Source organism: Brevundimonas sp., from assembly GCF_046299595.1.
GTDB lineage: Bacteria > Pseudomonadota > Alphaproteobacteria > Caulobacterales > Caulobacteraceae > Brevundimonas.
The window spans coordinates 1,316,278-1,333,910 of the sequence record NZ_JBKBHQ010000001.1 but is presented as its reverse complement, the minus strand read 5'-3'; the positions used below and the strand labels follow the sequence as shown (position 1 = coordinate 1,333,910).

Genomic DNA, 17,633 nt, shown 5'->3' with positions numbered 1-17,633 from the left:
CTTGCAGAAAATTCAAGGCAAAGCTGGAACCCGAGTCGCGGCGGCGGCGTTTCCTGACCTGCCGGAGCGTCTTTTCCGGTGTTTCAGGAGCTTAGAGTTCTCATGCGCAAGTCGTTACTGTTGGCGGGGGTGACAGTCGCCATGATGGCGGCTGTGCCTGCCATGGCCCAGGTGGCCGGGGGCGTAACCGGACGTGTCACGGGCGGCGTGACCGGCGGGATCGAGACCAGCCGCCCTGATCTGGGCGTGCGCGACACGGTTCGTGACACCCGCGATTTCGGCCGCGACACGCTGTCGGGCACGCGTGATGCCGTGCGCGGCACGGATGCGCGAGCAGGTGCCGATGCCGATGCCAGCGCCCGTGTGAGCGTCGAGCGTCGCCGCGTTTCCACACAGGCCGATGTGAACGCTGGAACCAGCGTCTACGCCCGCGACGGCGAGATGCTCGGTCATGTGGTCGGCACCACGCGCAACACCCGCGGTTATGTCCAGAGCGTTCTGGTTCGCACCTCTGATGGCGTGGTGCGCTCCGTGCCTGCGGGCAGCGCCAGCATCGAGGGCGATGCCATGGTGATGGGCTGGACCCGGGCGCGCTTCGAGCGTGCGCCGCAGGAGCGTATGGAGAGTCCGCCGCAGTCGGGCGGCTCTTCCGAGCGCGAACGCCAGGGTGAGATCAGCCCCTACGAATAGGGGCCCGAAAGCGTGGAAAGGGCGGCCTGCATGCGCGGGCCGCCCTTTTGCCTCACGCTACTTCCTGCGGATGAGGCCGAGGATGGCCAGCAGGACCACAGCACCCAAGGTGGCGATCAGAATGCCCGGTATCCAGTTGCCGGCCGCGTCATAGCCCAGCGAGTTGGCGATGAAGCCACCGATCAGCGCGCCGACCACACCGACGATAAGGTTGGTGATCAGGCCATGGTCGCGCTTCATGATCTTTTCGGCCAGCCACCCGGCAATTATGCCGATGACGATCCAGGCAATGATGCCAAATCCGGTCATGATGTTTCCTCCCTCTGCGAGAGGGCCTGCGCGGCCGCGCCAGCCGTGGCCGTTCTTGCAGGCCCGAGAGTTCGCCGCGCCCCCGATTCGCGACGATTCCTCGATGCTACGATTGCGCCGAACCCGCCCTTTCGCAAGCCCGTCACACTCTGCCGCCAGAGTGGCGAGCGTTAACCCTCGAACTCGCCCACAGGGGTGCCGGGTTCCCTGTGGAGGCGAATGCGGCACGGGCCTTGCCGCGTGTCACGCGAGCCGTCCCAGATCGGGACGGTGCCACGCACATGAAGGGACAGGGGCATGGCTACTGAAATCGATCTTCATCTGGGACGCAGGCTGCGCCGCCGCCGCCGCCTGCTCGGCCTTACCCAGCAGCAACTGGCCAATCAGGTCGGCATCCGCTTCCAGCAGGTGCAGAAGTACGAGTGCGGCGCCAACCGCATCTCCGCCGCGCGTCTGTGGCAACTGGCCGAGGCGCTCGAGACCCCCGTCAGCTATTTCTATGACGGCATCGAGGACGCGCTGGAGCGCAAGGAGGCCGCGAGCGACCGCGGAGAGATGTTTTCCAGAAAAGAAACCCTCGACCTGATCCAGGCCTACTACCAGCTCGGCGAGCGTCCGCGCCGCCGCCTTCTCGACCTGGCCAAGTCGCTGCATACCGACGGCGAGGCGGCCTGATCGGGCGTGGTGTGCAGGTGACCTTGCCGGTGGCTTGGGCTAAGCGCTTGCCATGTCCAAGTCCTCCGGTGCCCTCGCTTCCGATCATCTCGACCATCTGGTCCTGACCGCGCGTGCCTGCGCCAGGGCGGCTTCCGAGGTGGCTCTGCCGCTGTTCCGCTCGCCCTTGCTGGCCGAGACCAAGCCCGGTGCCGCCTTCGATCCGGTCACCGAGGCCGACCGCGGGGCCGAGGCCGCCATCAGGAAGGTTCTGGGAGATGTCCTGCCTGATCATGGCGTCGTGGGCGAAGAATATGGTCAGGACCGGCCCGATGCCGAGTTCGTCTGGGTGCTCGATCCCATCGACGGCACGCGCGCCTTCATCTCGGGTCTGCCGCTGTGGACCACGCTGATCGCCCTGTGCCACCAGGGCCGCCCGGTGCTGGGGCTGATCGCCCAGCCGTATCTGGGCGAGGTGTTCGTGGGCACCGAGACGGGCAGCGTCCTGCATCGCGACAACGGTGCCGATCAGGTGCTGAGGGTCCGCCCGTGCGAAACCCTTGGTGCAGCGACCTTGGCGACCACGGACCCGGGGCTGTTCAACGGCGCGGAGCTGGGCGCCTGGCGGCAGGTGGCGCATGCGGCGCGCCTCGCGCGGCTGGGCTGCGATGCCTATGCCTACGCCATGTGCGCCAGCGGTCACATCGATCTGGTGGCGGAGTCGGGCCTCAAGGTCTGGGACTGGATGGCGCTCCAGCCCGTCGTGGAGGGGGCAGGGGGCAGCTTCACCGACTGGCGCGGCGAGCCGCTGCGCCTCGATCCGGCCCGCGATTTTGCCGGTGGTGCGCGTCAGGTGATCGCGTGCGGCCAGCGCGCCGTGCTCGACGAGGCACTTGTGGCCTTTGCGCGCTCAGCCGAGGCGTGAGCGATCAGGCCGCTTCCTCGCGCGGCGCCACATAGTCGGCCATGGCGTCGAACTCGCGCAGGAACAGGGCCCGGCGGTCATCGGTTTCCATGATGACCTCGTGCTCGGCGCCTTCCACCTCGACATAGCGCCCCCGGCCCAGACGCCTGGCGGCCCAGCGCGCGGTCTGCTTCCACACGCGGCTGTCATCGGCACCCTGAACGATGCAGACGGGAATCTTGACGGATTTGAGCGCCTTGGGCTTGAGCGCGCGCTCTCCGGCATCGAGCGCAAAGGCCAGCCATCCCCAGGTGGGACCGCCGATGGCCAGGTGCGGGCAGGCATAGAGCTGCTGGCGCCACAGCTCGTAGCGCACCTCGTCACGCGTCAGGGCGTCGGTCTCGAAGCTGTGCTCGAACGGATCGTCGCTGTTGCCCAGCACGTAGTCCGCCGCGCGCCCATGGCGCAGGTTCCAGCGCACGGCCAGCTTGACCGACCACATCGAGCGCTTGTCGGTGCGGATGCGCAGCATGGGGCTGGACAGAAGGGCCGCCGAGAAGCGTGCCTCGCCTTCTTGCAGCGTCAGCAGGTTGAGCGCCCCGCCCATGGAATGGCCGATCATGATCCAGGGCCGGGGCAGGCGCGCCTCATAGGTTTCCAGCAGGCGCTGATAGTCGTCGAGAAACTCCTCTACGGCGCGCGCATGGCCTTTCAGGCGGTCGGGCAGCAGGCGCGCCGACAGGCCCTGACCGCGCCAGTCGTGGGCCAGAACGCAGAAGCCGCGCGCCAGAAGATTGCCGATCAGCTCGTAATATTTCTCGATCGGCTCGGTGCGTCCGGGACTGAGCACCACCGTGCCGCGCACCACACCGCCCGCAGGCGTCCAAAGGCCGGCTCTCAGGCGCAGGCCACCGGCACCTCGGAACCAGTCCCCCCGGCCAGACGGCGGCGGCATGGCACCGGGCACGCCCATCAGAGGGGCCTGGGCAGCGAAGGCGGCGGCTCGGTTCACTCGGGCTTCCTGAACTTCAAGGTCATGCGGTCGCTCTCGCCGATGGCGTCATAGGCAGAGCGGTCGAACTCGGGATCCGGCGGATCGCCGCGCGGCGCTGTCAGGCTCTGGGGCGGCAGGGTCCAGACGCCGAAGGGGTGGTCCTTGGTGTCGGCCGGATTGGCATTGGCCTCGGAAGCGGCAACGAAGGCGAAACCGGCCTCGGCGGCGAGCTGCTTGACGAAGGCTTCCTGCACATAGCCGTTGGCCGCCACGGGGTCCTGCACGGCACCGGCATCGGCGCGGTGCTGCTCGATTCCCAGAACACCGCCGGGCTTCAGGGCCGCATAGGCATCGGCAAAGGCCTTCTCCGCGATGCCCGCCGCCATCCAGTTGTGCAGATTGCGCATGAACATCACCAGGTCCGCGCTGGCCTCGGGCGCGACCGGCCCGCTGGTGGGGCCGAACTCGCTGATGCGCACATCGCCATAGAGCCTGCGGTTCGACGCAAAGCGGTTTTCGAAGCGGGCCACGATCTGGTTGAGGCTCTGATCGGACTCGGGCGTGTTCTGGAAGGTTGCGGCATAGAGCGTGCCGCCATTGGCCGCGAGATAGGGCGCCAGAATCTCGGTCCACCAGCCAGCGCCCGGCCAGAACTCGATCACGGTCATGCGCGGGGCAAGACCAAAGAAGTTCAGGGTCTCGATGGGGTGGCGATAGACGTCCCTGGCCCTGTCCGCCGCACGCCAGTCACCGGCCACGGCCCATTCCAGCGACCCTTGCGAGGGAGCGTTGGGATCGGCGGGTTCATCGCTGCTGTCGGGCGCAGGGCGGTTGCTGTCACAGGCTGAAACGCCGGCAAGGGCGAGGGCACCGGCACCGGCCAGCAAACCCCGGCGCGACAGCGGGCCTCGCCCGATCAGACTATGGTTCATGGTCTCTCGACCCCTCAGCTTGCCCGCCCGCCCGCTCAGCGCTCTCGCTGTCATCGGTGGCCACGGCCTTAACTCCATCACCCCGCATCGTCAAAGCAGGGCGATCACTCGGGCTTGCGAAATCTCAGGGTCATCCGGTCGCTCTCGCCGATGGCATCGAAGCGCGCCCGCTCGGCCTCGGTCAGGGTGCGCCCGTCCTGGCTGTCACGGCGGACCGGCGGCAGGGTCCAGACCCCGAACGGGTGATCGCGGGTGTCGCGCGCATTGGCGTTCAGCTCCGAGCGTCCGTCCAGCACGAAGCCAGCGCGCTGTCCGGCCTGGATGACATAGCTTTCGGGCACATAGCCGGTGGGCGCGGTATCGGCGACATTGAGCCCCTCCTCGGCGCGGTGCTGCTCGATGGCCAGAATCCCGCCGGGGCGCAGCACGCGATAGAACTCGCTCATGTACTGGTCGGTGCGCCCCTCGGCCCGCGCCCAATTGTGAAACGCCCGCGCCACCAGGATGAAATCGGCGGACCCGTCAGGCAGGTCGAGGCCCGACTGCGGGCCAAAGTTGACCGCGCGTCCCTGCCCATAGCGCGGATCGGCCAGGCGCTGCTCGAGATTGGCGCGGGCCGTGCGGGCGGCATCGCTGGTGGCGGGGTTGGCCAGATCGATCCAGGCCGCGATGTACTGACCCTGGGTTTCAGCCGCGTAAGGCCCCAGAATCTCGGTCCACCAGCCACCGACGCCGGGTTCGATCTCGACGATGGTCATGCCCGGCTGAAGCCCCCAGAAGGTCAGGGCCTCATAGGGACGGCGATGCACGTCGCGCGCCTGGTCTGCCTCACTGCGCCTGTCCGAGGCGATGATGGCGGCCAGCCGGTCTTCCTCGTCGAAGCGCGGCGGCTGGGCCTGGCCGCGCTGGGTGGCGAACACGCCCGCCCCCTGCTGGGCCTGGGCCGCGGCAGGCTGTCCCGCGAAGGCAGCGGCGAGAAGAAGGGTTCCGGCAGCAAGGCAGCTCAACGTGCGCATGGCAGGGGCTCCGCAAGGCAATAGGGAAGCGGCCACCCTAAGCGAAAGGGCCTCGGGTGCAAGGGGACAAGTGGCCTGACGCGCACCCCTTGCAACGCGATCCGGGCCACCTAAATCCCTGGCTGAAGGGCGCCGAATGACGGGCTCTTCGGGGGCGATGCGCCATCTTCGGGCATCCGCTCTCATCGACAACCGAGGGCCGGGCTGACGCGTCCGGCTCCACGCCTTGCTGTGAACAGGAGGACACCATGCGTACCCTTGACCTGACCCCCCTCTATCGCTCTGCCGTCGGCTTTGATCGTCTGGCGAGCATGCTCGAGAGCGCATCCCGTGCAGAGCAGGCGGGCTGGCCCCCCTACAACATCGAGACCACCGGCGAGAACCGCTATCGCGTCGAGATCGCCGTGGCCGGTTTCTCGCCCGATGAGCTGAACATCGAGGTGCGCGAGAACCTGCTTACCGTGACCGGTCGCAAGGCCGCCAATGACAGCGGCGAGCGCCAGTTCCTGCATCGCGGCCTGGCCGAGCGGGACTTCGAGCGGCGCTTCCAGCTGGCGGACTATGTGGTGGTCAAGGAGGCCCGTCTTGAAAACGGCCTTCTGTCCATCGCGCTGGAGCGCGAGCTGCCCGAGGCGCTCAAGCCCCGCCGCATCGACATCGTCAGCGATAAGAAGCTGATCGAGGGCCGCAAGTCCAAGGTGGCCTGATCTGGGCCAACTGATCTGGGGTGACCTGAGCCTCTGAGATCGAGAACCGCGCCCCGGCCCCGATCCCCTGCCGGGGTGCGCCCTCGTAGGCAAACCCTTGAACAGACTGATGATGGGCGCGATTCTGGCGGGTCGCGCCCGTTTTCATGAGTGCATAATCGGGCGCGCACAGTCGCGAGCGCTCACAGGGCCGGTTCGCGAGTGCCGGCCTCAGCGAAAGCCCAGCACATCCTGCATGGTGTAGAGCCCCGGCGGCTGGCTGCGCACCCACAGGGCCGCGGCGACCGCGCCCCTGGCGAACAGCAGGCGATTGCGCGCCGAATGGCTGAGGGTGATCACCTCGTCCTCGGCGGCGAACAGGGCGGTGTGCTCGCCGATGATGCCTCCCGCGCGCAGGGCCGCAAAGCCGATGGTGCCGCGCGCGCGCTCTTCGGTGATGCCTTCTCGTGCAGGCTCGCGCAGCTCAGTGAGGCTGCGACCGCGCCCCCTGGCCGCCGCCTCCCCCAGCATCAGCGCCGTGCCGGACGGGGCATCGGCCTTGCGCCGGTGGTGGGCTTCCAGGATCTCGATGTCCCAGGTCTCGCCGTCCAGCCGCTCGGCCGCCTGCTGGATCAGGCCCACCAGTATGTTGACCCCGAGCGAGAAGTTGCCGCTGCGCACGATGGCGACGTGATCGGCCGCGCGGGCGATGGCTTGGTCCTGCTCGGGCGAGAGGCCCGTAGAGCCGATCACCAGGGCCGGGCCCCGGCGCGCGGCGCAGGCCTCGGCCAGCTCGACCGAGGCGTCAGGGGTGGAAAAGTCGATGATGACATCGCACAGCGACAGGTCGGGGCTCTCGCCGCGATCAAAGCGGGCCGCCACGACCAGATCCTCGCGCTCGTCGAGCACGCTCGATACCGCCCGGCCCATGCGCCCGCGCGCGCCCGAAAGTCCGATGTGAACGGGGGCCTTCACGCCGTGGGCGTTTCCTGACCGATGATCTCGCTCCAGAATCGTCTCGCCTTCTTCACAAAGCCCGTGTTGCGCGGATGCTGGCCTTCTCCGCAGCAGGCTGCAAGCTCCCGCAGCAATTCTTTCTGACGCGCATTGAGATTGGTGGGGGTTTCCACGAACAGCTCGACCACCAGGTCGCCGCGCTGGCGACCGTTCAGGTGCGGCATCCCCTTGCCCTTGATGCGGATGGTGCGGCCGGTCTGAGAGCCTTCGGGCACTTTCACGCTGGCCTTGCACTGGCCGTCGCAGGCCTCGGACACCAGGCAGGGCGCCTCGATCTCGCCGCCCAGGGCCGCTACGGCCATGGGCACGGGCACGGTGACCAGCAGGTCGAGGTTGTCGCGTTCGAACAGCTCGTGCGGCTGCACCGAGACGAAGATGTAGAGATCGCCGCGCGGACCGCCGCCAAGGCCGATGTCGCCCTCGCCCGCCAGGCGGATGCGCGAGCCGTCGTCCACGCCTGCGGGCACCTTGAGTGACAGGCTACGGTGCTTGCGCACGTAGCCCTGGCCAAAGCAGGGCTCGCAGCGATCACGGATCACCTGTCCGCGCCCGCCGCACTGCGGACAGGTGCGCTCGACCGCAAAGAAGCCGTTGGCCTGGCGCACGCGCCCCGCGCCGTGACAGCCCTGGCAGGTGACCGGCGAGGAACCGGGCTTGGCGCCCGAGCCCTGGCAGGTGTCGCAGGCCGAGGTGGTGGGCACCTCGATGGTGACCTCCTCGCCGCGATAGGCCTGCTCCAGCGATATTTCGAGATCATAGCGGATGTCCGAGCCGCGCCGGGGGCCGGAGCGCCCGCGCCCGCCGCCTGCGCGCGCGAACACATCGCCGAACACGTCGCCGAACACTTCGGCAAAGATGTCATTGACGTCGTGAAAGCCCGCACCGCCGCCTGCGGCTGCGCCGTTCACGCCTGCGTGGCCAAAGCGGTCATAGGCCGCGCGTTTGTTGGGATCGGACAGGATCGAATAGGCCTCGCCCACTTCCTTGAAGCGCGCCTCTGCCTCCGCATCGCCGTTGTTGCGATCGGGGTGATACTGCATGGCCAGCTTGCGGTAAGCGACCTTCAGGCCATTGGCGTCAACGCTGCGCTCGACGCCCAGAACTTCATAGAAACAGCGCGCCATGACGCGTCTTTCCAACCTCTCGCCCCAGGGGGATCAGCGCGCTGTGCCTGCGCCCTGGCCCTGAACTCCTGACGTCCGGCCCCCGGTTTTCCGGGTGGCCATGGTCTCGACAACTGATGGCACCGACATAGGTGGTAGCGCCGCAGATGCAATGACCCTTGGCAGGTGAGGGGTATTTCAGCCGTGTTCGGCGCACCGGTGTGGCCCTGACCCCATACCTTCCGCCTGCAACACCTTCTGTCTGCATGCCCCCGCATGGGTCGCGGTAAGAGGCCCGGTCACAAAAAAAGGGCGGACCCGAAGGCCCGCCCTGATTGTCGTGAACGGATCGCAGGATCGCGTCAGGCGCTTTTCTGCTCGTCATCCGAGGGCGTCACGTCCTCGAACTCGGCATCGACCACGCTGTCGTCGGCAGGCGCGGTGTCGGCGGCCTCGGAGGCACCGCCAGCACCGCCCTGGGATTGATACATGGCTTCGCCCAGCTTCATGGAGGCCTGCACCAGAGTCTGGGTTCTGGCCCGGATGTCCTCGGCGTTGTCGCCTTCACGCGCGGTCTTGAGATCGGCCAGGGCCGTCTCGATGGCGGCCTTGTCGTCGGCAGAGACCTTGTCGCCGTGCTCGGCCAGAGCCTTTTCGCTGGAATGGATCAGGCTGTCGGCCGCGTTCTGGGCCTCGACCAGTTCCTTGCGGGCCTTGTCGGCGGCGGCGTTGGCCTCGGCTTCCTTGACCATCTTCTCGATGTCGTCGTCCGACAGGCCGCCGTTGGCCTGGATGCGGATCGACTGTTCCTTGTTGGTCGCCTTGTCCTTGGCCGCCACGTGCACGATGCCGTTGGCGTCGATGTCGAAGGTGACCTCGACCTGGGGTACGCCGCGCGGTGCGGGGGGAATGCCGACCAGATCGAACTGGCCCAGCAGCTTGTTGTCGGCCGCCATGGGCCGCTCGCCCTGGAACACGCGGATGGTCACCGCCGACTGGTTGTCGTCGGCGGTCGAGAAGGTCTGGCTCTTCTTGGTCGGGATGGTGGTGTTGCGCTCGATCAGGGGCGTGAACACCCCGCCCAGCGTCTCAATGCCCAGCGTCAGAGGCGTCACGTCGAGCAGCAGCACGTCCTTGACGTCGCCTTGCAGCACGCCGGCCTGAACGGCGGCACCCAGTGCCACCACCTCGTCGGGGTTGACCCCCTTGTGCGGCTCCTTGCCGAAGAAGGCCTTCACCGCCTCCACGACCTTGGGCATGCGCGTCATGCCGCCCACCAGCACCACCTCGTCGATGTCCGAGGCCTTGAGGCCGGCATCCTTCAGGGCCTTTTCGCACGGCCCGATGGTGCGCTGGACCAGATCCTCGACCAGGGCCTCCAGCTTGGCGCGGCTGAGCTTGATGTTCAGGTGCAGCGGCCCGGAGGCATTCATGGTGATGAAGGGCAGGTTGACCTCGTACTGGGTGGTCGAAGACAGTTCCTTCTTGGCCTTCTCGGCCTCTTCCTTCAGGCGTTGCAGCGCCAGCTTGTCGGCGCGCAGGTCGACGCCCTGCTCCTTCTTGAACTCGTCGGCCAGATAGTCGACCAGGCGCAGGTCGAAGTCCTCGCCGCCAAGGAAGGTGTCGCCGTTGGTGGATTTCACCTCGAACACGCCGTCACCGATCTCGAGGATCGACACATCGAAAGTGCCGCCGCCGAGGTCATAGACCGCGATCTTCTTGCCGTCGTTCTTGTCGAGACCATAGGCCAGCGCCGCTGCCGTGGGCTCGTTGATGATGCGCAGCACCTCAAGGCCCGCGATCTTGCCCGCGTCCTTGGTCGCCTGGCGCTGGGCGTCGTTGAAATAGGCCGGAACGGTGATGACCGCCTTCTCGACCTTTTCGCCCAGGTAAGCCTCGGCGGCTTCCTTCATCTTTTGCAGGGTAAAGGCGGAAATCTGCTGGGGCGAATAGTCCTTGCCGTGGGCGCGCACCCAGGCATCGCCGTTGGGGCCCTTGACGATCTCGTAGGGCACCATGCCCTTGTCCTTGGCCACCACCGGATCATCGAAGCTGCGCCCGATCAGGCGCTTGATGGCAAAGAAGGTGTTCGACGGGTTCGTCACCGCCTGACGCTTGGCAGGCTGGCCGACGAGAATCTGTCCGTCGTCCTGGAGGGCGACCACCGAAGGCGTCGTGCGGTTGCCTTCCGCATTCTCGATCACCTTGGGGTTCTTGCCGTCCATGACGGCCACGCACGAGTTGGTCGTGCCGAGGTCAATGCCGATGATCTTGCTCATGGGCGTTTTCGTTTCACTCCATATTGGCGGGCGGTGCGCAGGCCTCGGTGTGCTTGAGCGCCGTTTCGACCGCCCCCGTGTTGTGCCACCTCGAGGGCAAGGCCTCGCGGCAGCGGGTTTCGACCGGGGGGAATGCGGGCGGGGCCGTGCAGTCCTCAAGGTCCGCTGTCAGGCTCGCATATGGGAAAGACCCTCATCTGTGCAAGGGCATGGACGAGGGCATTTGCGCGGCTTTCCACAGCAGGGCGGCCGTCACGACCGGAGTGCGGCGCGCACGAAATCGGGACTCGACAACCGCGCCGTTTCGAGGACCACTGACGGCCCTTGATCGCTGCGGGAGTTGCCGACCATGACCCATCTGCTCAGGCCCGAGGGCCACACCGGGGACGAGCTCAAGCTGACGCGGCGGATGCTGGGCGGGCTGTTCTTCTCCGGCTATGCGACCGCAGCGCTGGCCCAGTCGGCCCAGCCGGTCACGACCAGCGCCGAGGGCCTGGTGATCGACGAGGTGAGCTATCCCGCCCCCGACGGCTTTGATCTGCCCGCCTATGTGGCGCGCCCCGCCGGCGACGGGCCGCACCCGTGCGTGGTGGTGGTCTCGGAAATCTTTGGCGTGCACGACTACATCAAGGATGTGTGCCGCCGCCTGGCTCGATCGGGCTATGTCGCCGTCGCTCCGGCCTTTTTCGTGCGGGTGGAAGACCCTGCGCCCCTTTCGGACATGGCGCGCATCCGCCAGATCGTCAACGCCGCCAGCCACGAACAGGTCATGGGCGATGTCTCCGCCACGCTGGAATGGCTGTCGGGCCAGCTCTATGCCGATGCCGAACGCCTGGGCATCACGGGCTTCTGCTGGGGCGGGGCCGTCACCTGGATGGCGTGCGCGCGTTTTGCCGCCTTCGACGCGGGCGTCGCCTGGTACGGTCGCCTCGTGCCGCCCGAACAGCCCACGGGCGAGGCGCGTTCCTGGCCTGTGGACGTCGCCGCCGACCTCAAGGCTCCCGTGCTCGGGCTCTATGCCGAGAACGATGCCGGGATTCCGCTGTCCAGCGTCGAACAGATGCGCGAGGCCCTGATCGCGGGCGGGCAGGAGGGCAGCCGGATCGACGTCTATCCCGGCACGCAGCACGGCTTTCACGCCGACTATCGCGCCTCATACGACGAGGCCGCCGCGCGTGAGGGCTGGGCGGCGCTGCTGGCGCACTTCTCCGCGCACCTGTGACGGGCCTGTCGCGGCGCTGGCTGTCTCATTGAGGCGAAAAATGGCCCGCGACTGCTCTTTTTAGGTGAAAAGTGTTCGTGATTGCCGTTTTATGACACCCGGAAGGGTGATCCTTGGTCTGCGTCAGTGGCTTCCTCGAGGCTGGGCGCGAGGGAGTTCGATATGTTGAGCAAGGCGAAACTGGCCGGTCTGCGGCTTGCAGTGGCTCTGTCTGTCATCGCCATGGGCGGCACGCTCGCGGCTTGCGGCGGCGGTGGCGGAGGCGGAGCCGGAGGTGGCGTCGTCACGCCCCCGCCCCCGCCGCCTCCCCCGCCTCCTCCCCCTCCGCCGCCACCGCCCCCTCCGCCACCGCCTCCGCCACCGCCGCCCAATCCGGCCAGCGCCGAGTACATGCGCAACTATGGCCTGGGCCAGATCCGCGCCAGCGCCGCCTTCAACCAGGGCGCGACGGGCGCAGGCATCACCGTGGCCGTGGTCGACACGGGCATCGAGTTTGACCAGGCCGATCTGGTCGGTCGCATCTCGCCCAACTCCACCGACATCATCATCGGGCGCAACCTGCCCAGCGGCAGCACCAGCCGCCATGGCACCTTCGTTTCCGGCGTGATCGCCTCGAACTTCAATGGCTTCGGCACCATCGGCGTCGCCTATCAGTCGACCATCCTGTCGATCCGTGCCGACATCTCGACCTGCTCGGACCCGGACAATGACGTGTGCTTCAGCTCGGGCGACCTGGCTCGTTCGCTGGACTATGCGGTCGCCAACGGCGCGCGGGTGATCAACCTGTCGCTTGGCGGCGGCGGGCCTCAGGGCGCCGCCTTCGAGGCCGCACTGCTGCGCGCGGTCAACGCCGGTGTCGTGATCGTGGCTGCCTCGGGCAACGATTCCGAGGACAATCCCAAATGGCCCGCCCGCTATGCGGTGGATCCGCGCTTCCAGGGCCGGGTGATCGCGGTCGGCTCCAGCAATGCGGCCGAGCAGCTCTCGGGCTTCTCCAACCGGGCGGGCGTGGCCATGTCGGGCACCATCACCGCGCCGGGCTCGGACATCATCACCGCCTGTGACGGCACCTCGTGCTGGCGGGTCAACGGCACCAGCTTTGCCGCGCCGCACGTCTCGGGTGCCCTGGCCCTGCTGCTGCAGGCTTTCCCCAACCTGACCGGTGCCCAGGCCATCGAGATCCTGCTGACCACGGCGCGTGATGCCGGTGCGCCGGGCACCGACATCGAGTTCGGGCGCGGCCTTCTGGACCTCGAGCGCGCCTTCGCCCCTGTGGGCCCGACCTCCAGCCCGATGGGCAACGGACACGCTGTGCGCATCACGCCAGAGCCTGGCGCCTTCATCGGCGCGGCCTTTGGCGATGCCCTGCGCGGTCATGACGGTCTGACCACCATTGCCTATGACAGCTTTGATCGCCTGTTCACCATCGACATGGGCTCCATGTATCCCACCGCCGCGCGGCGCAGCTTCCAGCCCGAGACCGCCGAGCCCACGCGCCATGTGGCCATCGAGATGGCCGGTCCTGCGGGCCTCGCTTTCGCCTTCCGCGCAGGTGCGCCCGATCGCTCTGCGCCCGAGCCCATCGTGCGGCGCATCAGCCCGTTCGATGCGCCCTGGCTGGGCCACGAGGAGCGCGCCGAGATGTCCATGAGCGTCAGCTTCGGTGATCGTCTGGCCTTCGATGCCTGGTCTGGCCGCGGCGGCGCGCGCGCGCCCTTCCGCACCGGCGTGGGTGACGGCTTCGCCGCCCTGGCCCAGGCCGACCGCGCCGTGCGGGCCCAGAGCCTGTTCGGCCGCTTCCTCGTGTCCTCGGAGCTGGGCCTCGGCGATCGCTACTCGCCGTTCCGTCAGCGCGAGGTCGAGGCCTCGACCTATGCACGCACGGGCATCAACTTCATCGGCGACAACTTCACCCTCGGCTTCAATGCCGGCACCCTGAGCGAGCGCCTCGGGCCGCTGGGCACCTATATGCCCTCGACCTCCGACTTCGCCCTGCCGTCAGAGACGCGCTTTGCCGCCGTGGGTGCCAGCTTCAACCTCAGCCCGACGCGCACCTTGTCGCTGGAATACGGCGCGGGTCGCACCGAGATCGAAGGTCGCTTCCTCTCGCTGGGCGAGGCGGCCATGACCTCGAGCTGGCGCATGGGCGTGACCCAGGACTGCGGCGGCCTGCGCCTGCCCGGCGAGTTCGCCTGCCGCAGCATGACGCTGGAGCTGTCCCAGCCCCTGCGGGTCGAGCGCGGCACCTTCGTCGCCGATCTGGCCAATGTGCCGGACGAGTATTTCGATCCGGTCAGCTTCTCGCGCCGCGAGTTCTCGGCCGCCCCGAGCGGACGCCAGATCGATCTGGGCCTGCGCAGCCTGTTCCGCCTGCCGGGCGGGGCCGACCTGCAACTGGACACGGTCTATATCCATCAGGAGAACCACCGTGCCGACGCCCGCCCCGGCTTTGCCGTGATGGGAAGCTGGCGCCGGACCTTCTGACCGGCTCCCTGATCCGCCTGTCTGAGGGCGAAAAAAGAACCCCGTCTCGATCGAGGCGGGGTTCTTTCGTTGTGCGGCGGCGGCCAGAGGGCGAAGGCGCGGTCAGCTCGTCTGGCCGGTATCGCGGGCCACCTTCTGATAGGCCGCGGCGCCCGAGGCCGCCGAGGTGGAGGCCCCGCCCTCGCCGACGATCCCGGTGCCCGAGCCCTTGGCGGCCACGGCCACCATGGCCGGTCTCAGTACCCGGCCGAACAGCGCATAGCCGGGCTGAAGAAGGGCCGTGACCTGACCTGCCTCGTGCTGGTCCGAGACCTGCTCCATCATGGCCTGATGCTGGTTGGGGTCAAAGCGCTCTCCTGCCTCCGGGGCCAGGCGCGACAGGCCGTTGGCCTCGAAGGCGGCCAGCAGGGCCTTTTCGGTCATTTCCAGTCCGGTGACGAGGCCCTGGGTCTGGGCATCAAGGCTGTCGCGTGGCGCAGCGCCCATGGCGCGGGTCAGGTTGTCGGCCACGCCCAGCAGATCCTTGGCGAAGCGCTGGATGGCATAGGCGCGCGCATCATTCGTCTCGCGCTCGGCGCGGCGGCGGATGTTGTCGGCATCGGCAGCGGCGCGCAGCGCGCGGTCCTTCCACTGCGCCAGCTCCTCTAGGAGCGCTTCGACATCCATGCCGTCGTCATCGGCAGGGGCGTCCTCTGCACCCTCGGCCTCGATGACATCGACAGGCTCGTTCTGATCAGGGTCATGCTCGGGGAAATCTTGGGTCACGACTGTTCATCCAGAATGCGACTGAGGGCCCGGGCGGTATAGTCCACCAGCGGGATGATGCGGGCATAGTTCAGGCGCGCCGGTCCGATCACCCCGATCGAGCCCAGCACGCGCTGTCGGCCTGTCATATAGGGCGCGGCGATCACAGCGGAACCCGAAAGCGAGAAAAGCCGGGTCTCGGCGCCGATGAAGATGCGCACACCCTCGCCGGTCTGAACATCGTCCATCAGCTCGATCAGCTGTTCCTTCTGCTCCAGGTCATCGAACAGCGAGCGCACGCGCTCCAGATCGGCCAGGGCCTCGGCGTCATGCAGCAGGTTGGCGCGCCCGCGCACGATCAGGCTGCGCTCACGCCCCTGACCGCCGGACCAAGCGGCCAGTCCATCCTCAACCAGACGCGCGGCTGTGGCATCGAGGGCGCTGCGCGCCGCCTCGATCTCGCCGAGCACCTCGCTGCGTGCCTCGGCGAGGCGGCGACCGCGCAGGCGGGCATTGAGATAGTTGGACGCTTCCTGAAGGCTGCTGCTGGCCACGCCGGGCGGCAGGCGGATCAGGCGGTTCTCGACCGCCCCGTCATCGGCCACCAGAATGGCGAGCGCCTGACCATCGCCGAGGGGCACGAACTCCACCTGGCGCACGCCCGCATCGCGCACGGGCGAGGCTACCACGCCCGCACCTCCCGCCAGCCCTGACAGAAGGGCGCTGGCCTCGTCGAGGGCTTCTGCAAACCCGCTGGGTCCACCGCGCCCGCGTGCGCTGAGGCGCGCGTCGATCTCGCGCCGTTCCTCCTCGTTGAGGTCGCCCACCTGCATCAGCCCGTCCACGAACAGGCGCAGGCCCGCGTGGGTCGGCAGGCGCCCGGCGCTGGTATGGGGCGAAGACAAAAGCCCTGCCTGGGCCAGATCCTGCAAGGTGTTGCGGATCGAGGCGGGCGAGAGGGCCACCCCGCTTTTCGACAATGTGCGCGATCCGACCGGCTCGCCCGTATCGAGATAGGCCTCGACCACCTTGCGGAAGATCTCGCGCGCGCGGGCGTCCAGCGCAGCCAGTGTGTCGGCGCTCAAGGGGTCACCTCCGTTGCGCCATGGGGGCCGCGCGCAGTCCAGCGCTCACGCTCCAGCCGATGAACCAGACAGTCGTCCTCACCGAACCGGCGCCGCCCCACCACCTCGAAGCCGAGGCGCTGATAGAAGCGATGCGCGCGCGCGTTCGAGGCCAGCGGGTCGATGACGACGGCGACCACCTCGGGTTCGGCAAAACAGGCCTCGATCATCTGGGCCATCATGTCCGAGCCATGGCCCTGGCCGAGCGCGTCCGGCTCTCCGATCCAGATGTCTATGGCACGAAGGTCCGGCTCGATCACACCCCAGTAGTGACTGGGCTCGCGGGCGGGATCGATCACCAGCATGGCCCCGATGGGCCGACCATCCAGCTCGGCAATGAAATAGCGAAATACGTCGCTCTGAGCGGCCAGTTCCTCGTCCCAGTCCGAATCGGGGAAGGCCCGCTCGGCATCGTGCCTGTCGGTGGTCGCACTGATGACATGGGGCTGGGCATCCCAGACGCGCAGACGCACGGCGTCGCCGGCAACGGCAGGGCGCAGGCGGACACGGCGATCAGGGGTGAGGGGCGACACTCGCACGTTTCGGAGTATAAGCAGCGCCCGGCCGGGTTCCAATATGCCCGCCTTCCCTTCTCATGCCACCGGATTTCCGCCATGCGCGCCGCCGACCGCTCCACCGACCAGCTTCGTCCCGTCGTCATCGAGACGGGCATCAGCCGCTATGCCGAGGGCTCGTGCCTAATCGCCTTTGGCCACACCCGCGTGCACGTCACGGCCACGGTGGAGGAGAGCCTGCCCGGCTGGCTGCGCGGCAAGGGACAGGGTTGGGTCACGGCGGAGTACGGCATGCTGCCCCGCGCCACCCACACGCGCGGACGCCGCGAGGCGACGGCGGGCAAGGTCGGAGGGCGGACCCAGGAAATCCAGCGGCTGATCGGGCGCTCGCTGCGCGCGGTGGTCGATCTCAGGGCGCTGGGCGAGCGGCAGGTGCTGATCGACTGCGACGTGATCCAGGCCGATGGCGGCACACGCACCGCCTCGATCACGGGGGCCTGGGTCGCCCTGGCGCAGGCGCTCGGCTATCTGAAGGCCGAGGGCGTTCTCAAGACCGATCCCCTGATCGATCAGGTGGCGGCGGTCTCCTGCGGGCTGGTGGGCGGGCAGGCGCGCCTTGATCTCGACTATGAGGAGGACTCGGGCGCCGAGGCCGATGCCAACTTCGTTCTCACGGGCAAGGGCCAGATCATCGAGGTGCAGGCCACGGGCGAGAAGCGCGGCTTTTCCCGAGACGAGCTGGATCAGCTGTTCGCCCTGGCCGAGACGGGCTGCGCGGAGCTGTTCCGTCTTCAGCGTGCCGCGCTGGAGCGCTGACAAGGCCGGAAGCGACTGTGGTTGAACGATTTTTGCACCCGGGCGTTGAGGAGGCGGAATCGTTTTTCAACCCGGCGCGCCAGCGTGCGGGTCTTGTCGGGGAAATCAGAACTGATGCCGTTTTGCCGCAGTCATGACCGGGCT

17 protein-coding genes are annotated in these 17,633 nt (G+C 67.8%); 7 read left to right on the top strand and 10 right to left on the bottom strand.

All coding sequences use genetic code 11. From position 1 onward, the window contains the following. The first annotated feature begins 102 nt into the window (after positions 1-102). On the top strand, positions 103-690 hold the full coding sequence (locus tag ACK4E3_RS06640; protein WP_409698121.1) for a hypothetical protein: 588 nt from the start codon (positions 103-105) through the stop codon (positions 688-690). 57 nt (positions 691-747) lie between these two features. On the opposite strand, the gene ACK4E3_RS06635 is transcribed toward ACK4E3_RS06640, so the two are convergent. Further along, positions 748-999 carry a GlsB/YeaQ/YmgE family stress response membrane protein gene (locus ACK4E3_RS06635; protein WP_409698118.1) on the bottom strand — a complete coding sequence of 84 codons (252 nt, stop codon included), beginning with the start codon at positions 997-999 and terminating at the stop codon, positions 748-750. A gap of 297 nt (positions 1,000-1,296) precedes the next feature. Between ACK4E3_RS06635 and ACK4E3_RS06630 the strand changes: the two genes are divergently transcribed. Both ACK4E3_RS06630 and hisN read left to right on the top strand, forming a co-directional pair. Further along, positions 1,297-1,674, top strand: a complete 378-nt coding sequence (locus tag ACK4E3_RS06630) for a helix-turn-helix domain-containing protein (RefSeq protein WP_409698115.1) — start codon at positions 1,297-1,299, stop codon at positions 1,672-1,674. A 52-nt stretch (positions 1,675-1,726) separates the two neighbouring features. Further along, positions 1,727-2,578, top strand: a complete 852-nt coding sequence (hisN, locus tag ACK4E3_RS06625) for a histidinol-phosphatase (RefSeq protein WP_409698112.1) — start codon at positions 1,727-1,729, stop codon at positions 2,576-2,578. Positions 2,579-2,582: 4 nt separating this feature from the next. On the opposite strand, the gene ACK4E3_RS06620 is transcribed toward hisN, so the two are convergent. The 3 genes from ACK4E3_RS06620 to ACK4E3_RS06610 all read right to left on the bottom strand — a co-directional run bounded on the left by ACK4E3_RS06620 (position 2,583) and on the right by ACK4E3_RS06610 (position 5,499). Next, positions 2,583-3,569 carry an alpha/beta fold hydrolase gene (locus ACK4E3_RS06620; protein WP_409698109.1) on the bottom strand — a complete coding sequence of 329 codons (987 nt, stop codon included), beginning with the start codon at positions 3,567-3,569 and terminating at the stop codon, positions 2,583-2,585. Then, positions 3,566-4,483, bottom strand: coding sequence for a class I SAM-dependent methyltransferase (locus ACK4E3_RS06615; protein WP_409698106.1), 918 nt, complete (start codon positions 4,481-4,483; stop codon positions 3,566-3,568). Before ACK4E3_RS06615 ends, ACK4E3_RS06620 begins: the two co-directional genes overlap by 4 nt. Before the next feature lie 104 nt (positions 4,484-4,587). Further along, complete coding sequence (locus tag ACK4E3_RS06610) at positions 4,588-5,499, bottom strand: class I SAM-dependent methyltransferase (RefSeq protein WP_409698104.1); 912 nt, start codon at positions 5,497-5,499, stop codon at positions 4,588-4,590. A 248-nt stretch (positions 5,500-5,747) separates the two neighbouring features. Between ACK4E3_RS06610 and ACK4E3_RS06605 the strand changes: the two genes are divergently transcribed. Continuing rightward, entirely contained in the window at positions 5,748-6,206 is a 459-nt protein-coding gene (locus ACK4E3_RS06605) for an Hsp20 family protein (protein ID WP_409698101.1), read from the top strand. Positions 6,207-6,416: 210 nt separating this feature from the next. Here ACK4E3_RS06605 and dapB read toward each other — a convergent pair whose 3' ends face one another. From dapB to dnaK, 3 genes are all read right to left on the bottom strand, one after another. Beyond that, the gene (gene dapB / locus ACK4E3_RS06600) at positions 6,417-7,160 is read right to left on the bottom strand and encodes a 4-hydroxy-tetrahydrodipicolinate reductase (RefSeq protein ID WP_409698098.1); all 744 of its coding nucleotides are present in this window, start codon (positions 7,158-7,160) and stop codon (positions 6,417-6,419) included. Then, the gene (gene dnaJ, locus ACK4E3_RS06595; RefSeq protein ID WP_409698095.1) at positions 7,157-8,326 is read right to left on the bottom strand and encodes a molecular chaperone DnaJ; all 1,170 of its coding nucleotides are present in this window, start codon (positions 8,324-8,326) and stop codon (positions 7,157-7,159) included. The genes dapB and dnaJ overlap by 4 nt, the downstream gene beginning before the upstream one ends. Positions 8,327-8,667: 341 nt before the next feature. Continuing rightward, positions 8,668-10,584, bottom strand: coding sequence for a molecular chaperone DnaK (dnaK, locus tag ACK4E3_RS06590; RefSeq protein WP_409698092.1), 1,917 nt, complete (start codon positions 10,582-10,584; stop codon positions 8,668-8,670). 349 nt (positions 10,585-10,933) lie between these two features. Between dnaK and ACK4E3_RS06585 the strand changes: the two genes are divergently transcribed. Further along, positions 10,934-11,806, top strand: coding sequence for a dienelactone hydrolase family protein (locus tag ACK4E3_RS06585; RefSeq protein WP_409698089.1), 873 nt, complete (start codon positions 10,934-10,936; stop codon positions 11,804-11,806). A 390-nt stretch (positions 11,807-12,196) separates the two neighbouring features. Beyond that, a complete protein-coding gene (locus ACK4E3_RS06580; protein ID WP_409698086.1) occupies positions 12,197-14,290 on the top strand; it encodes a S8 family peptidase in 2,094 nt (697 codons plus the stop codon). 102 nt (positions 14,291-14,392) lie between these two features. Here ACK4E3_RS06580 and grpE read toward each other — a convergent pair whose 3' ends face one another. The 3 genes from grpE to ACK4E3_RS06565 are packed head-to-tail and all read right to left on the bottom strand — an operon-like array spanning position 14,393 to position 16,691. Continuing rightward, positions 14,393-15,001, bottom strand: coding sequence for a nucleotide exchange factor GrpE (gene grpE, locus ACK4E3_RS06575; protein ID WP_409701140.1), 609 nt, complete (start codon positions 14,999-15,001; stop codon positions 14,393-14,395). 50 nt (positions 15,002-15,051) lie between these two features. Next, a complete protein-coding gene (hrcA, locus tag ACK4E3_RS06570; RefSeq protein WP_409698083.1) occupies positions 15,052-16,119 on the bottom strand; it encodes a heat-inducible transcriptional repressor HrcA in 1,068 nt (355 codons plus the stop codon). Beyond that, positions 16,116-16,691, bottom strand: coding sequence for a GNAT family N-acetyltransferase (locus ACK4E3_RS06565; RefSeq protein WP_409698080.1), 576 nt, complete (start codon positions 16,689-16,691; stop codon positions 16,116-16,118). The genes hrcA and ACK4E3_RS06565 overlap by 4 nt, the downstream gene beginning before the upstream one ends. An 81-nt stretch (positions 16,692-16,772) precedes the next feature. Between ACK4E3_RS06565 and rph the strand changes: the two genes are divergently transcribed. Next, positions 16,773-17,489 (top strand): ribonuclease PH, encoded by a 717-nt coding sequence (gene rph, locus ACK4E3_RS06560; protein WP_409698077.1) that lies wholly within the window; start codon positions 16,773-16,775, stop codon positions 17,487-17,489. Positions 17,490-17,633 lie beyond the last annotated feature (144 nt).

Excerpts from the sequence above, each read along its gene's own strand:
- ACK4E3_RS06640 (WP_409698121.1), top strand. The coding sequence starts at position 103 with ATGCGCAAGTCGTTACTGTTGGCGGGGGTGACAGTCGCCATGATGGCG.
- ACK4E3_RS06635 (WP_409698118.1), bottom strand. The coding sequence starts at position 999 with ATGACCGGATTTGGCATCATTGCCTGGATCGTCATCGGCATAATTGCC.
- ACK4E3_RS06630 (WP_409698115.1), top strand. The coding sequence starts at position 1,297 with ATGGCTACTGAAATCGATCTTCATCTGGGACGCAGGCTGCGCCGCCGC.
- hisN (WP_409698112.1), top strand. The coding sequence starts at position 1,727 with ATGTCCAAGTCCTCCGGTGCCCTCGCTTCCGATCATCTCGACCATCTG.
- ACK4E3_RS06615 (WP_409698106.1), bottom strand. The coding sequence starts at position 4,483 with ATGAACCATAGTCTGATCGGGCGAGGCCCGCTGTCGCGCCGGGGTTTG.
- ACK4E3_RS06610 (WP_409698104.1), bottom strand. The coding sequence starts at position 5,499 with ATGCGCACGTTGAGCTGCCTTGCTGCCGGAACCCTTCTTCTCGCCGCT.
- ACK4E3_RS06605 (WP_409698101.1), top strand. The coding sequence starts at position 5,748 with ATGCGTACCCTTGACCTGACCCCCCTCTATCGCTCTGCCGTCGGCTTT.
- dnaJ (WP_409698095.1), bottom strand. The coding sequence starts at position 8,326 with ATGGCGCGCTGTTTCTATGAAGTTCTGGGCGTCGAGCGCAGCGTTGAC.
- dnaK (WP_409698092.1), bottom strand. The coding sequence starts at position 10,584 with ATGAGCAAGATCATCGGCATTGACCTCGGCACGACCAACTCGTGCGTG.
- ACK4E3_RS06585 (WP_409698089.1), top strand. The coding sequence starts at position 10,934 with ATGACCCATCTGCTCAGGCCCGAGGGCCACACCGGGGACGAGCTCAAG.
- ACK4E3_RS06580 (WP_409698086.1), top strand. The coding sequence starts at position 12,197 with ATGCGCAACTATGGCCTGGGCCAGATCCGCGCCAGCGCCGCCTTCAAC.
- rph (WP_409698077.1), top strand. The coding sequence starts at position 16,773 with ATGCGCGCCGCCGACCGCTCCACCGACCAGCTTCGTCCCGTCGTCATC.